The organism is Streptomyces sp. NPDC007856 (assembly GCF_042868225.1).
Taxonomy (GTDB): Bacteria; Actinomycetota; Actinomycetes; order Streptomycetales; family Streptomycetaceae; genus Streptomyces.
Genome location: NZ_JBIAEC010000004.1, coordinates 125,984 through 138,719, shown reverse-complemented (window position 1 = coordinate 138,719; position 12,736 = coordinate 125,984). Strand labels below are relative to the sequence as shown.

11 protein-coding genes and 2 pseudogenes are annotated in these 12,736 nt (G+C 73.7%); 7 read left to right on the top strand and 6 right to left on the bottom strand.

Going from position 1 to position 12,736, the window contains the following annotated elements; all coding sequences use genetic code 11:
• Positions 1 to 14: 14 nt before the first annotated feature.
• Positions 15 to 1,301, bottom strand: a complete 1,287-nt coding sequence (locus ACFYOH_RS11940; RefSeq protein WP_388624955.1) for a GAF domain-containing protein — start codon at positions 1,299 to 1,301, stop codon at positions 15 to 17.
• Positions 1,302 to 1,625: 324 nt separating this feature from the next.
• Positions 1,626 to 3,263, bottom strand: a complete 1,638-nt coding sequence (locus ACFYOH_RS11935) for an acyl-CoA dehydrogenase family protein (RefSeq protein WP_388624161.1) — start codon at positions 3,261 to 3,263, stop codon at positions 1,626 to 1,628.
• Between the two features lie 131 nt (positions 3,264 to 3,394).
• On the opposite strand from ACFYOH_RS11935, the gene ACFYOH_RS11930 reads away from it, so the two are divergent.
• The 3 genes and pseudogenes from ACFYOH_RS11930 to ACFYOH_RS11920 all read left to right on the top strand — a co-directional run bounded on the left by ACFYOH_RS11930 (position 3,395) and on the right by ACFYOH_RS11920 (position 5,734).
• Positions 3,395 to 4,618, top strand: coding sequence for a YihY/virulence factor BrkB family protein (locus ACFYOH_RS11930; RefSeq protein WP_388624158.1), 1,224 nt, complete (start codon positions 3,395 to 3,397; stop codon positions 4,616 to 4,618).
• A gap of 193 nt (positions 4,619 to 4,811) precedes the next feature.
• A pseudogene (locus ACFYOH_RS11925) lies at positions 4,812 to 5,075 on the top strand (AraC family transcriptional regulator); the annotation flags it as partial.
• Positions 5,048 to 5,734: a helix-turn-helix domain-containing protein gene (locus ACFYOH_RS11920; protein WP_388624156.1), complete on the top strand. Its 687-nt coding sequence runs from the start codon at positions 5,048 to 5,050 to the stop codon at positions 5,732 to 5,734. The pseudogene ACFYOH_RS11925 and the gene ACFYOH_RS11920, both read left to right, overlap by 28 nt.
• Here ACFYOH_RS11920 and ACFYOH_RS11915 read toward each other — a convergent pair.
• Positions 5,717 to 6,118 (bottom strand): VOC family protein, encoded by a 402-nt coding sequence (locus ACFYOH_RS11915; RefSeq protein ID WP_388624153.1) that lies wholly within the window; start codon positions 6,116 to 6,118, stop codon positions 5,717 to 5,719. The genes ACFYOH_RS11920 and ACFYOH_RS11915 overlap by 18 nt on opposite strands.
• A 61-nt stretch (positions 6,119 to 6,179) precedes the next feature.
• Positions 6,180 to 6,812, bottom strand: coding sequence for a VOC family protein (locus tag ACFYOH_RS11910; RefSeq protein ID WP_388624150.1), 633 nt, complete (start codon positions 6,810 to 6,812; stop codon positions 6,180 to 6,182).
• Positions 6,813 to 7,205: 393 nt separating this feature from the next.
• On the opposite strand from ACFYOH_RS11910, the gene ACFYOH_RS11905 reads away from it, so the two are divergent.
• The 4 genes from ACFYOH_RS11905 to ACFYOH_RS11890 all read left to right on the top strand — a co-directional run bounded on the left by ACFYOH_RS11905 (position 7,206) and on the right by ACFYOH_RS11890 (position 11,104).
• Complete coding sequence (locus tag ACFYOH_RS11905) at positions 7,206 to 8,069, top strand: oxaloacetate decarboxylase (protein ID WP_388624148.1); 864 nt, start codon at positions 7,206 to 7,208, stop codon at positions 8,067 to 8,069.
• A complete protein-coding gene (locus ACFYOH_RS11900) occupies positions 8,066 to 8,326 on the top strand; it encodes a hypothetical protein (protein WP_388624146.1) in 261 nt (86 codons plus the stop codon). Before ACFYOH_RS11905 ends, ACFYOH_RS11900 begins: the two co-directional genes overlap by 4 nt.
• A 464-nt stretch (positions 8,327 to 8,790) precedes the next feature.
• Positions 8,791 to 9,432, top strand: coding sequence for a putative Ig domain-containing protein (locus ACFYOH_RS11895; protein WP_388624143.1), 642 nt, complete (start codon positions 8,791 to 8,793; stop codon positions 9,430 to 9,432).
• A 103-nt stretch (positions 9,433 to 9,535) separates the two neighbouring features.
• On the top strand, positions 9,536 to 11,104 hold the full coding sequence (locus ACFYOH_RS11890; protein ID WP_388624952.1) for a carboxylesterase/lipase family protein: 1,569 nt from the start codon (positions 9,536 to 9,538) through the stop codon (positions 11,102 to 11,104).
• Positions 11,105 to 11,581: 477 nt separating this feature from the next.
• On the opposite strand, the pseudogene ACFYOH_RS11885 reads toward ACFYOH_RS11890, so the two are convergent.
• Positions 11,582 to 11,686 (bottom strand): annotated as a pseudogene (locus ACFYOH_RS11885) (LacI family DNA-binding transcriptional regulator); the annotation flags it as partial.
• Between the two features lie 100 nt (positions 11,687 to 11,786).
• Positions 11,787 to 12,713 (bottom strand): homocysteine S-methyltransferase, encoded by a 927-nt coding sequence (mmuM, locus tag ACFYOH_RS11880; protein WP_388624141.1) that lies wholly within the window; start codon positions 12,711 to 12,713, stop codon positions 11,787 to 11,789.
• Positions 12,714 to 12,736 lie beyond the last annotated feature (23 nt).

Sequence of the window (12,736 nt, the reverse complement as noted above, 5' to 3'; positions counted from 1 at the left end):
TGCGGAAGACACGCTCACCGGTCCGCGGGACCGCCGCGCTGCGCGGCCGTCCGCATCCGCGCGATCGCCGGCGCCGTCGAGGAAGGCAGCAGGTCACGCGGGTCGTCGGGGAGGAGCACCTCGAACTCCGCGTCCTCGCGGAAACGATACGGCCGATGCTGCAGAAGTTCCCCGCAGTACCGCCGGATCCGGGACATCTCCGCCCGCACCGTCACCGTGCGTGAGGAGTCCCCGAACAGGTCCTCGGCCAGGGCCGCCGCCCCGCGGCCGGCCCGGTGCGCGGCGAGCAGATACAGCAACTCGGTATGCCGGGGACTGAGTTCATGCGACCAGGACCCCGCCGCACCGGACACCGTCAGCGTACTGCGTCCCGGCCTGGCCAGATCCAGCACGATCCGGGGAGCCGTGCCGGCCGGTTCCTCGGCCGCGCGCAGCAACCAGCCCCCGGCCAGCGGCTCCACCGCGCACGACCCGAGCGACGGCAGCCACCGGCGGCCCGGCGCCAGCGACTTGGGCAGCGCGACCCGCCGCACATACGGCATCCCGGACACCGCCGCCGACCAGCCGTCCCGGTCCACCACCAGCGCCCGCCCGTCCAGCCGGGCCAGCACCGGCGCCGCCACCGACCGCAGCCGCTCCAGCGAGTCCCGGTGCAACTCCCGCAGCCGCGCCTCGGCCAGCTTGGCCACCGAGTCCACCCAGGCGAGGGTCGCCGGATGCATGGTCTCCAGCGGGCCGCTGACGTCCACCACACCGATCAGCCGGCCGTCCCTGGGGTCGGTGATCGGCGCGCCGGTACAGGTCCAGGAGGCGTGCGAGCGGACGAAGTGCTCGGCGGCGAAGACCTGCACGGGCCGCCGTACCACCGCCGGAGTGCCCACCCCGTTGGTGCCGACGACGTCTTCCCGCCAGTCCGCGCCGAGTTCGAAGCCCAGGCCGTCCGCCTTGCGCAGCACCGGCGAGGCCCCCTCCCGCCACAGCACCCGGCCGTCGGCGTCCGCGACGACCATGATGTGCTGGGCTATGTCGGCGACCGAAAGCAGACCCTGCCGCAGCACCGGCAGGACGTGCCTGAGCGGCGACTCCTCGCGCCTGCGCAGCACTTCGTCGGAGGGCAGCAGCCCGGATCTGAAGTCGTGGTCGGGATCGACACCGCTGCGCAGCATCCGTCCCCAGGACTGCTCGATCACCGGCCGGGGCGCTATTCTCGCCCGCTGACCGGCAAGGGTGGCGTCACGTACCTCGCTCAGCAGCCGCGCCGCCTGTGCCGCGTCCACGGCGGCCAGGCGCGCCACGTTCATCGGCGGGTTCACCACGGGGGTCCTCCCGGTCGGGGCGTCGAACATATTTTGTCAAGCCGTCCTGGCGGCGGTTTCCGGTCCGGCTGCTATCTCCCATACTGCCGCTCCGGGCAGGCCGGAGGCACACACTCCGCGCACGTGCCCCCACAAGTTGCAACCCCCTGCAACCCTGGTGGACGGTCGGGGGGTGGCCGAGACTTGACCCCGACGCGGTGTCGCGTCCGCGGGCTTAACGGGCCCATGAGGTGGGGGTGGTGCCGTGTCGGCGCAGCACCACCCCCACCGGGGGCTCGGCCGACTTCGCTCGGCTCGGCAGGCCGCGTTTCACAGTGCCGGGCGCGCCCGTTCCACAATCGGCGCCAGATCCAGGCCTGTTGGCAGCGTGCCGAAAGACGCTCCGTGGTCCCCGCCCAGGCGGGACGCGCAGAACGCGTCCGCCACCTCCGGCGGGGCGTGCCGGACCAGGAGCGAACCCTGGAGCACCAGTGCGAGGCGTTCCGCGATCCGCCGGGCGCGGCCCTCGACCGCGTCCAGGTCGGCGAGTTCGGTGAAGAGGTCCTTCACGGCGCGGTCGAGGCGGTGGTCGGCGCCGTGTGAGCGGCCGATCTCGGTCAGGCAGGCGTCGAGTGCGCCCGGCTCGCGTTGCAGCGCCCGGAGCACGTCCAGTGCCTGAACGTTTCCGGCGCCCTCCCAGATCGAGTTCAGCGGCGACTCCCGTACCAGCCGGGGCAGGCCCGACTCCTCGACATAGCCGTTTCCGCCCAGGCACTCCGCGGCCTCGACCGCAACGGGCGCACAGCGCTTGCTGATCCAGTACTTGGCGGCAGGCACCGCCAGCCGCAGGAAGGCGCGCTCCGGTTCACCTCCGTCGTCGTAGGCGGCCGCCAGCCTGAGCGTGAGCGCGGTCGCCGCCTCCGACTCCAGCGCGAGGTCGGCGAGGACGTTGCGCATCAGCGGCTTGTCGATCAGCTTGCCGCCGAACGCCTCCCGGTGGGCGCAGTGGTGGACCGCCTGCGCCACCGCCTGCCGCATCAGGCCCGCCGAGCCCAGCGCGCAGTCCAGCCGGGTGGCCGCGACCATCTCGATGATCGTCCGCACCCCGCGCCCCTCCTCGCCGACCCGGCGCGCCCAGGTGCCGGCGAACTCCACCTCGGCCGAGGCGTTGGACCGGTTGCCCAGCTTGTCCTTCAGCCGCTGGATGAGGAACACATTGCGGCTGCCGTCCGGCAGGACGCGCGGCACCAGGAAACAGGTGAGGCCCTCCGGGGCCTGCGCCAGCACCAGGAAGGCGTCCGACATGGGGGCCGAGCAGAACCACTTGTGCCCGGTCAGTTCGTACGTGCCCGCCTCGGCGAGCGGCCGGGCCTCGGTGGTGTTCGCGCGGACGTCGCTGCCGCCCTGCTTCTCGGTCATGCCCATGCCGAAGAGCGCACCGGGTTTGCGCACGGCGGGCCGCAGCTCGCGGTCGTACACCGTGGACGTCAGCCGGGGCTCCCACTCGGCGGCGAGCAGCGGGTCGGTCCGCAGCGCCGGCACCGCCGCGTGGGTCATCGACAGCGGGCAGCAGTTGCCCGCCTCGACCTGGGTCCAGAGCACGAAGCCGGCCGCCCGGCGGACGTGCCCGGACGGCCGGGTCCAGGCGCCGGTCAGCCCGGCCGAGACCCCCTTGCCGAGCAGCCGGTGCCAGGCCGGGTGGAAGTCGACCTCGTCGATCCGGTGGCCGTAGCGGTCGTGGGTGCGCAGCCGGGGCGGGTGCTCGTTCGCCTGCACCCCCCACTCCTGCACCTGCGCCGAGCCCGCGGCGCGGCCCAGCGCCGACAGTTCCGAGCGCACCTCGTCCAGCACGTCCGGAGCGGTGTGCCGCTCGACGGCCGCCACGAGGGCCCGGTCGGCGGCGAAGACGTCGTAGCCGACCAGGGGAGGCGGCTGGTTCGTCACGGTGTGGGTGGAGGTGCCTGCCATGATTGCGAACCTACCCGGGACAGCGGCGGTGATGGACTCCAGAGTGGCACAGCGGCCCCGCCGGGCGCGCCCGATCTGCTCGCCGGCCCCGGAAGGTGAGGGCGGTCCGGTGCTGCGGATACCTTTGGGTCGTGCAGCCAGCAAGTGAACCCCCCGAGCGGCCCGCCGGTCGCCTCCACCGGGCCAGAGCCCTCTACCGGAACGTCTCCAAGCGCAGGACGGCCTGGCTGCTGCTCAAGGACACCGTCAACTCCTGCATGGAGTACCGCATCCTGGGCCTGGCGGCCGAGGCGGCATTCTTCACGCTGCTGTCCGTGCCGCCGCTGCTGCTCTGCCTCATCGGGCTGCTCGCCTACGTGGACACCTGGACCGGCGCCCACACCATCAGCAGCCTCGAGAACAACATCCTCGACGCCTCCCGGACGGTCCTGTCCGACAAGGGTGTGAAGGAGATCACCGAACCGATCCTGCACGACGTGATGAAGGGCCGGCCCGACGTCATCTCCATCGGCTTCGTCTTCGCCCTGTGGTCGGGATCGCGCGCGGTGAACGTCTTCATCGACACCATCACCGTGATGTACGGCCTCGACGGCGTCCGGGGCATCGTCAAGACCCGGATGATGTCGTTCCTGCTGTTCATCGTGGCGCTGCTGATCGGCTCGGTGGCCCTGCCGCTGATGGTGGCGGGCCCGGACGCGGTGGTGCGGGTGGTGCCATGGTCGGCGACGCTGGTGCAGGTCCTGTACTGGCCGGTCGTCATCGTCCTGTCCATCGCCTTCCTGACGACCCTGTACCACGTGTCCGTGCCGGTCCGCTCCCCGTGGATCGAGGACGTGCCCGGCGCCCTCGTCGCCCTGGCCATGTGGGTCCTCGGCAGCTTCCTGCTGCGGATCTACCTCGTGCACACCATCGAGGGCGCCACCATCTACGGCTCCCTCGCCGCCTCCGTCGCCGTGCTCCTGTGGATCGGCGTGTCGGCCTTCGCGGTCCTTGTCGGCGCGGCGGTGAACGCCGCCATCGACCGGGTCTGGCCCGCCGCGGCCACGGCGGCCGCCCGCGCCGCGAACGAACGGTTGCGGGAGGTGCAGGTCGCCGAGTACGTCGCCCGGGCCGCGGCGGCCCGCGAGGCCGACCCCGACGACCCCGACATGCCCTCCGAGTTTCCCGAGCGCTGGTCCCGCTTCCTGCCCCCGGAGGACGTCACGGCCCGCCTGCGCACCCACGCCAAGCACACCCACCAGGCGCCCAAGGCGAACGGCCGGGACCCGCACGAGGCCGACGGCGGCAGACCGCCGCACAAGACCGACGACCGGCATCCGCACGAGACCAACGGCGACGGCGGGACGGCGCGGTAGGAGTACTGACCTGGTGGGGGGAGGGGCCCGCGGGTCGTCGGGGAGGGGATCCGGGTGTACGGGGCGCGGGTCCGGGGTGTGCAGGGCGGCAGGGCAGGGCGTAGGGGTGGGCATGTGAGAGGGAGGCGGCCGAGAGGCCCCGCGCCCGCCGGCGTCAGGCCTGACATGCCCCGGCCGCCGCCTCCCTGGCGAAGTGCGCCTGCCGCAGGACGACCCCGCGCACCCGTGGACGGTGGCCGCGCTCGCTGCCGACCGCCTGCGCGACACGGACCTCACCCTCGGCAGCATCGCCCGCCAGGTCGGCTACGGCAGCGCCTTCGCCCTGTCCACCGCGTTCAAGCGCGAGTACGGAGTGAGCCGGCAGGAGCACCGGGCCGGGCCGATGCGGGAGGTGGGGCCCGGCGGCGTCGGCGACGTAGGCTGGCCCCCGTGTACAGGGAGCGGGCGTCCCGGCTGACCGGCGCGGTCGTGTGGACGAACACCCCGGACGGGGCCGGTGGCGGGCCGGTACTGCCCGACGGCTGCATGGACCTGCTGTGGAGCGAGGGCCGGCTGCTGGTCGCGGGCCCCGACACTGGCCCGTACGTCCCCGGCGGCCCGCCCCGCTCCTGGGCCGGCGTCCGCTTCTTCCCCGGCACCGCGCCCGCCCTGCTCGGCGTACCCGCGCACGAACTGCTCGACCTGCGCGTCGACTTGGCCGACCTCTGGCCCGCCGCCCGGGTCCGGCGGCTGCGCGAGTGCGTCGAGGCGGCGGCCGACCCGGCGACGGCGCTGGAGGACATCGCCCTGGACCGGGCAGCGCGGACCGCGGCCCCCGACCGGCTGCTGCACCGGCTGGTCCAACGCCTGGACGAGGGCCGCCCGGTGTCGGCCACGGCCGCCGAACTAGGCATCGCCACAAGGACCTTGCACCGCCATTGCCTGGGCGCGTTCGGCTACGGCCCGAAGACCCTGGCCCGCATCCTGCGGCTGCAGCGGGCGCTGGCACTGGCCCGCTCCGGGACGCCGTACGCCGAGACGGCCGTGCGCGCCGGGTATGCGGACCAGCCCCACCTCGCCCGCGAGGTGCGGGAGCTGACCGGCATGCCGCTCGGCGAGCTACTCGGCGGTGGGTAGCGGGGCGAACAGGTCGACGCCGTTGCCGTCGGGGTCGTGCACGGTGGCGTACCGCTGGCCCCAGAAGGCGTCCCAGGGCTTCAGCTCGCCGTGGTAGCCGGCGTCCACCAGGTCCTCGTACCGGGCGTCGACCTCGGCGGGCGAGTCGCAGCGGAAGGCGAGCCCGACGCGGCCACCGCGCACGGGCGGCTGCCAGCCGGAGTGGAAGGAGCGGACGGTCTTCTCGGTGTCCAGGGCGAAGATCAGCCCGCCGGGCAGCTCGGCATCGACGTGCGGCTGTTCTTCGGACCCCTCGGGAAAGACGAGTCCGAGGAGACGGTAGAAGGCGAGCGCGGCGGCCATGTCGGACGTCACCACGCCGATCAGCGCGAATCGTGGAGTCATGCCGTCACCGTAGGCGGGCGGCCGTCGGCCGGTCTTGAAGGAATCGGACACGCGGCCCGCCTCAGCCGAAGGTGACCGGACCGTTGGGGGTGTCCACCGTGAAGGAGAGTGCGAGGGGGCCCGCGGTGAGGGCCAGCGCCGTGCCCAGGGCCGCGAGCCGGCCGCGTACCTCCTCCGGGTCCGGCACCGTGGCGGAGACCGCCAGCAGCGGGGTGACCGGCAGCCCCGACGCCGTGGGGTGGCGGGACTCGCCCCAGTCGATGAGGAACGGGACCGGACCGGAGGGGTGCGCGGGTCCGCCGTCGGTCAGCCGCCACCGCAGTACGGTGCCGTCGGGGGTGCGGCGGCTCATCGGGTGTGCGGGCCCGGGGTCGTAGCCCCGCTCGCGGGCCGTCGTGATCGCCGCGTCCAGGTCGGGCGGGCTGATCGCCCAGGTCAGTGTGCGCGGGCCGGTCAGCCCGTCGACCCCGAACGGCCGCGGACCGTCGGGCCCGGGCTGCTCGGGATCGGGGCCGAGGATCTCCAGATAGCTGCGGCCGCCCAGCCCCACCAGATGGTTGCGCGTGCCGAGGCCGGGATGCGCACCGCCGGGCACGGGCGTCACCCCGGTCCGCCGCGCGAAGTCGGCGACGGTCGCCGCCAGATCGGGCGTGGCGAGGACGAGATGGTCCAGTAACGGGGGAACGGCGCTCATGCCCGGCGAGGCTACGGTCAGCCGCCCTGCGCTTCAAGGGGAGTTGGAGCGGACGCGGGCGACGGCGGCTTGGGGACGTCGCCTGGCCGCGCGACTGCTGCTGTGCACCCGCACCACGGACTACCGCCACGGCGGCGCCCTGCACCGAGTACGGCCGGCCGTACTACGGCGAACTCCTCGGCGCCCGCCGGCGTCGTACGACGGCGGCGGGATGGGCGGGACGGCTCCATGCGTGACGTTTCTCCGGTGAACCGGTTCGACCATTGGAGTGAGTAAAGCTCGCGTATGCAGAGAGTCACGTGAATATCTAGAGATGCTCTTGCCTTGGCAAAGGGCGTCGAGACGCGTCGGCCATCCGGCCCAGCGTCACCCACCCACAGGAGGAGCCGGACCTTGACTTACGGTAAGAAGCTGCGCGAGCGCATCGCCGGGCCCGGGACCACACCGCTGATCGGCGTGTACGACATGTACTCGGCGTCGATCGCGGCCAAGCACTACGACGGGATGTTCGTTTCGGGCTTCGGCTTCGCGGCCTCGTACTACGGGCTGCCGGACATCGGTTTCATCGCATGGCCCGACATGGTGGCCTTCGTCCAGCGGCTGCGGGGCGCGTTCCCGCACCATCACCTGCTGGTCGACATCGACGACGGGTATGTCGACCCCGAGGTCGCCTGTCACGTCGTCGAGGGGCTGGAGCGCATCGGCGCCTCCGGTGTGATCCTCGAGGACCAGAAACGGCCCCGCCGCTGCGGTCATGCCGACGGAAAGCAGGTGCTGCCGCTGGAGGAGTACCTGGAGAAGCTGCACCAGGTCCTGCGGACCCGCAAGGACCTGGTGGTCGTCGCCCGTACGGACGCCACCGACGAGCACGACATCCTGCACCGCTCCGAGCGGCTGGCCGCGACCGACGCCGACGTGGTGCTGGTCGACGGGGTGCGCAGCGTCGAGTGGATCAAGCGCATCCGGGAGGTCGTCGGAGACAAGCCGCTGCTGTTCAACCAGATCGCCGGCGGCAAGTCGCCCCGGCTGTCCCTCGGTGAGCTGTCCGACCTCGGCGTGGACGTCGCGATCTACAGCACCCCGTGCCTGTTCGCCGCGCACCAGGCGATGGACTCCGCGCTCGCCGGCCTGAAGGCGGCCGACGGCCGGCTGCCGGAGGTGGACCCGGCGAGCGGGATCGGGGTGAAGGCCTCCACCACCCTGCTGGAGCGCAACATCGCCCGCGAGCGGCTCACCCCCGAGGGGGTGGGCGTGTGACCGGCGCCGTATCCCGGCTCGGGATGGTGGCGGCGGTCGCCGCCGCGGTGCTCGGGGCCGGTGCGGCACCGGCGGCCGCGTCCGGCAGCCTGATCACCGTGATCGACAACTCGCGCGCGGACTCCTGGCTGGAGGTCGACCGCACGGCCAATGTCCAGACCGGCGAGGGCACCGCCGGCAGCGACCACGACGGCAGCGCCGTGGACGCGATCGAGGCCCTCGTCGGCGCCGCCCACCGCCACCGCGGGGAGGACTGACCGGCGCCCGTCACTCCTTCACCACGACCGGACACGGCAGACGGCATACGACGGCGGCCGGGCACCCCTGCGGGAGGTGTCCGGCCGTCGCCGTGGTGTGGTCCCGGCGGGCCGGGGTCTGTTCAGTCCTCGCCGAGGTCGGGCCGACCGGTCTGGTCGAGCTCCACGTCCTCCTTCGGGTCTTGCTCGTCGCCGGGTGGCCACGGTGGCCCGGTGCGGTCCGGGAGCCACGGTGTGGCAGGCGGCGTGGGCCGCGCCGTAGGCGGTGACCAGGGCGACTGCGGCCACGGCGAGGCCCGCTGCGGTGCGCGTGGTGAGGTCCATGCCCGGAAAACGATTCCGCGCTGGACGCCGTCACCGTCCTGCGCCCGAAAGGGCGCCGCACATCACGCAGTGGGCCGCTCCTCGTCACGAAGACCAACCCCGCCGGCCGGGGCCCGCTGTCGCAGACCGCCTCCGCCGCCATGCCGACCCCGTCGGTACCCCGACTCGCCTCTGCCACAACTGCCTTCGCCAGCAAGGGAGTTTACTTCCAGCACCTCCTGCGGGCCGCGCGCGAACCTACCCGGTTCACGGCGGACGGTCTCCCCGACGGCCTGCGCCTCGACTCCCGCACCGGCCTGATCTCCGGAACACCCACCGGCACCGGCGAGTTCACCGTCACCACCACGGCGGGCAACGCGGCCGGCGACACCGGCGGCGCCCTCACCCTCACCGTCGGCAACCCGCGCGCGCCGCGGACCTACGGCGACCTCGGCGACGTGATCCTCGACGACCGCGCCCACGGCACGCTCGGCGTGGTCGCCGTCCGGACACCCGGCAGCACCGCCCACCAGGACGGGACCTTCGTGGTGCGGGGCGCCGGGACCGACCTCGGCGTCAACGACCAGGCCATGACCGGCCAGTTCGTACGGCGGCCCGTCACCGGCGACTGCGAGATCACCTCCGGGCTGGTCTACCGCAGCGGGGCGAGCGGCGACCGGGTCGGGCTGCTCATGGCCAAGTCCCCGTCACCCTTCGACCAGGCGGCCGGGGCCATCGGCACCGGCGCCCAGCTGGCCGCCGCACGGAAAGCGACAGCTCCCTCACCTACCGTACCGGGGTAGCCCGAACGGCCCTCCCGCGCGCACGTGCGCCGGAATACCGGGCGCTCTTGTGATGCTCTGATGGTGCACGGTGCACGAGCGCGCGGCGAAGGGCTGGTGGGCGATGACGGCGGACCAGGCGAACCCCGTGGTCAGAACGCCGTACGGGGCCGTACGCGGCCGGTACGAGCAGGGTGTCGCGGTGTTCCGGGGCATCCCGTACGCCGCCCCGCCCTTCGGCCCCCGGCGGTTCCGTCCGCCCGAGCCGCCCGAGCCCTGGGACGGGGTGCGCGACGCCGGCGCCTTCGGTCCCACCGCGCCGAAACCGCCGTACTCCGAGGCTTTCGCCCAGTACCTGTCCGACCTGGAGATCCCCGGCGACGACTGCCTCAACCTCAACGTATGGACCCCGCAGCCGGACCCCGGCGCCCGCCTACCGGTCCTGGTCTGGCTCCACGGCGGCGCCCTGACCAGGGGATCCTCCGCCGTGCCCGTCTATGACGGCGCCACCTTCGCCCGGGACGGCGTCATCTGTGTCTCCGTCAACTACCGGCTCGGCGTCGAGGGCTACGGGCTCTTCCCCGACGCACCGCCCAACCCCGGCCTGTGCGACCAGCTCGCCGCTCTGCGCTGGGTGCACGACGCGATCGGCGCCTTCGGCGGCGACCCGGACCAGGTCACCCTGTGCGGTCAGTCGGCCGGCGCCATCAGCGCGGGTGCCCTGCTCGCCGCACCCGCGAGCCGGGGCCTGATCCGGCGCGCGGTGCTGCAGAGCGGGCCACCGGAGGCGTCCGAACGCGACAAGGTACGGCGCATGGTGCGCCGCATGGCCACCCGGCTGAAGATCCCCGCCACCGCCGAGGCCTTCGCCGCCGTCGACCGCGACCTGCTGCTGCGCACCCAGGCCGAGGTCGGGCGGCTCAGCAGCCCGGTACTGGGCGGACCCGCGTTCGGCATCGTCGTGGACGGCGACCTCGTGCCCCGCGACCCCCTCCAGGCCCTGATCGACGGCGACGCGGCCCAGGGCGTCGAGCTGCTCATGGGCTGGACCCGGGACGAGTACCGGCTCTGGCTCGTGCCCGGCGGGCTGCTGGAACGCGTCGACCGGCTCGGGCCCGTCGCCCTCGCCGGAGCCATGGCCCGCTGCCGCGCCGGCCACGAGGTGCCCCGCGGCTACCGGGCCCTGCGCCCCGACGCCGGCGCCGCCGAGATCGTCGGCCAGATGGTCACCGACCACCTGCTGCGCCTCCCGCTGCACCGCCTCGCCGACGCCCGCCCCGGCGCTTCCTACGTGTACGAGTTCGCCTGGCCGTCCAACGTCCCCGAGCTCGGCGCCTGCCACGCCCTGGAACTGGGGTTCGTCTTCGACTCCGGTGACCTGCCCGAGTCGAAGAAACTCGCGGGCGAGGGCGCCCCGCGGGAGCTGGCCGAGGCGATGCACGCGGCCTGGGTACGCTTCGCGACGAGCGGGGACCCCGGCTGGCAGGCCTGGGACGCGTCCCATCCGGTGCGGATCTTTGGCGACGGCGAACCGTATACCGCACACGGTCCGCGGGACGCGGAAATCGCCCTCTGGTCGGCCGCCCCCACCGTCCCGGAACCCGGCCCCGCCTCGGACATCCGGGCCCCGGGAGCGGAGCTGGCGGGGGCGGTACGGCGCCTGCGGCGGTCGGTGGGGGCCCGGCGGCGGTGATGGCCGACGGGCGACGGCCGGTCGTCGCCGGCCGACCGACGCGGGGTGCGACGAGCTGATCGTCCACGGTGGCCGGTTGTCAGGCGCCGATCGGCGGTTGTCGGCCGTCTGTTGTCGGTCGTGTCCGGTCAGGGCACCGGCGATACGACGTGCGCGCTCCCGGTACTCGGGCGTGTCCGCCGCACCGCCGACCAGGATCACCGCCGCCGCCCGCTGGGCGCGCATCGTCTCGATGAAGTCCCGTTCCTGCCGCAGGCCACCGTCCGTGCTGCAGACCAGGCACAGATGCCCGAGCCGCGCGGCCTCGCGCTCCACCCCCCGTGCCATGTGCGCGAACGACGGCCCCGTGATGTCCTCCAGCACGAACGCCGGGGTCGGCGTGCCGACCCCGGCGACGGCCTTGGCGCGCGCGTCGGCCACGTAGTCCATCTCGCGCACGGCCCGCATCACCCGGGTCCGGGTCGTCGAGCTCACCGGACACACCCCGCCCAGCACCCGGGACACCGTCGACGCGGACACCCCTGCCCGCGCCGCGACATCCCGGATCGTGCTCCGCCCGGCGGCCTCGCTCCTCCTGGTCATGCCCAGCCCCTCCGCACCGTCGGGAACTGCGGCAACACCATAGAAACCGGTTCCCACGCGGGAGGCCGGCGCCCGGAAGGAGGCGGGGCCGGTGTCACGTTCAGCCCGTGCCCAGGGCCCGCCTGATCGACGCGATCGCCTCCGGCCCCACCCGGCAGCACCCCCCGACGAGCTTCGCTCCCGCGTCCCGCCACGTCTTCACCCGGTCGGCGCCGAAGCTCGTCCGCCCCGTCCAGGCGCGCGCCTCGGCGTCCCAGGCCTCGCCGCTGTTGGGATAGACCACCACCGGCTTGCCGGTCACCCGCGCCGCGATCCGGACCGCGGGCTCCACGTCTTCCGGCGCACAGCAGTTCACGCCGACCGCGATCACCTCGTCCACGTCGGCGGCCAGGGCGAAGGCCTCCTCCAGCGGCTGCCCGGCCCGCGTGTGCCGACCGTCGACCGTGTAGGACAGCCAGGCCGGCACCCCCAGTCCGCGCACCGCCCTGAGCAGCGCGGCGCCCTCGTCGGCGTCCGGCACCGTCTCCAGCGCGAGGACGTCCGGCGCGGCGGCGGCCAGCACCTCCATCCGCGGCCGGTGGAAGCGCTCCAGCTCGGCCACGCTCAGCCCGTACCGCCCGCGGTACTCGGAGCCGTCCGCGAGCATCGCGCCGTACGGCCCGACGGACGCGGCCACCCACAGCGGCCGGTCGACGCCCTCGTCCCCGACCCGCCGGGCGGCCTCTCGGGCGAGGTCCACGCTCAGCGCGAGCAGCCGCGCGGCCTCGTCATGGCCGATCCCGCGCCGTGCGAAACCCTCGAAGGTGGCCTGGTAGCTCGCGGTGATGGCCACGTCCGCGCCCGCCCGGAAGTAGGCGAGATGCGCCTGCGTCACCGCTTCCGGCCGTTCGGCGAGCAGCCGAGCCGACCACAGCTCGTCGCTGAGCTCGTGTCCGACCGACTCCAGCTGGTTCGACATGCCGCCGTCGAGCACGACCGTCCCGGCGGCGAGGGCGGAGGCGAGGCTGGGGGAGGTGTCGCTGGTCATGTCACGACGCTAGTCGACGCCGA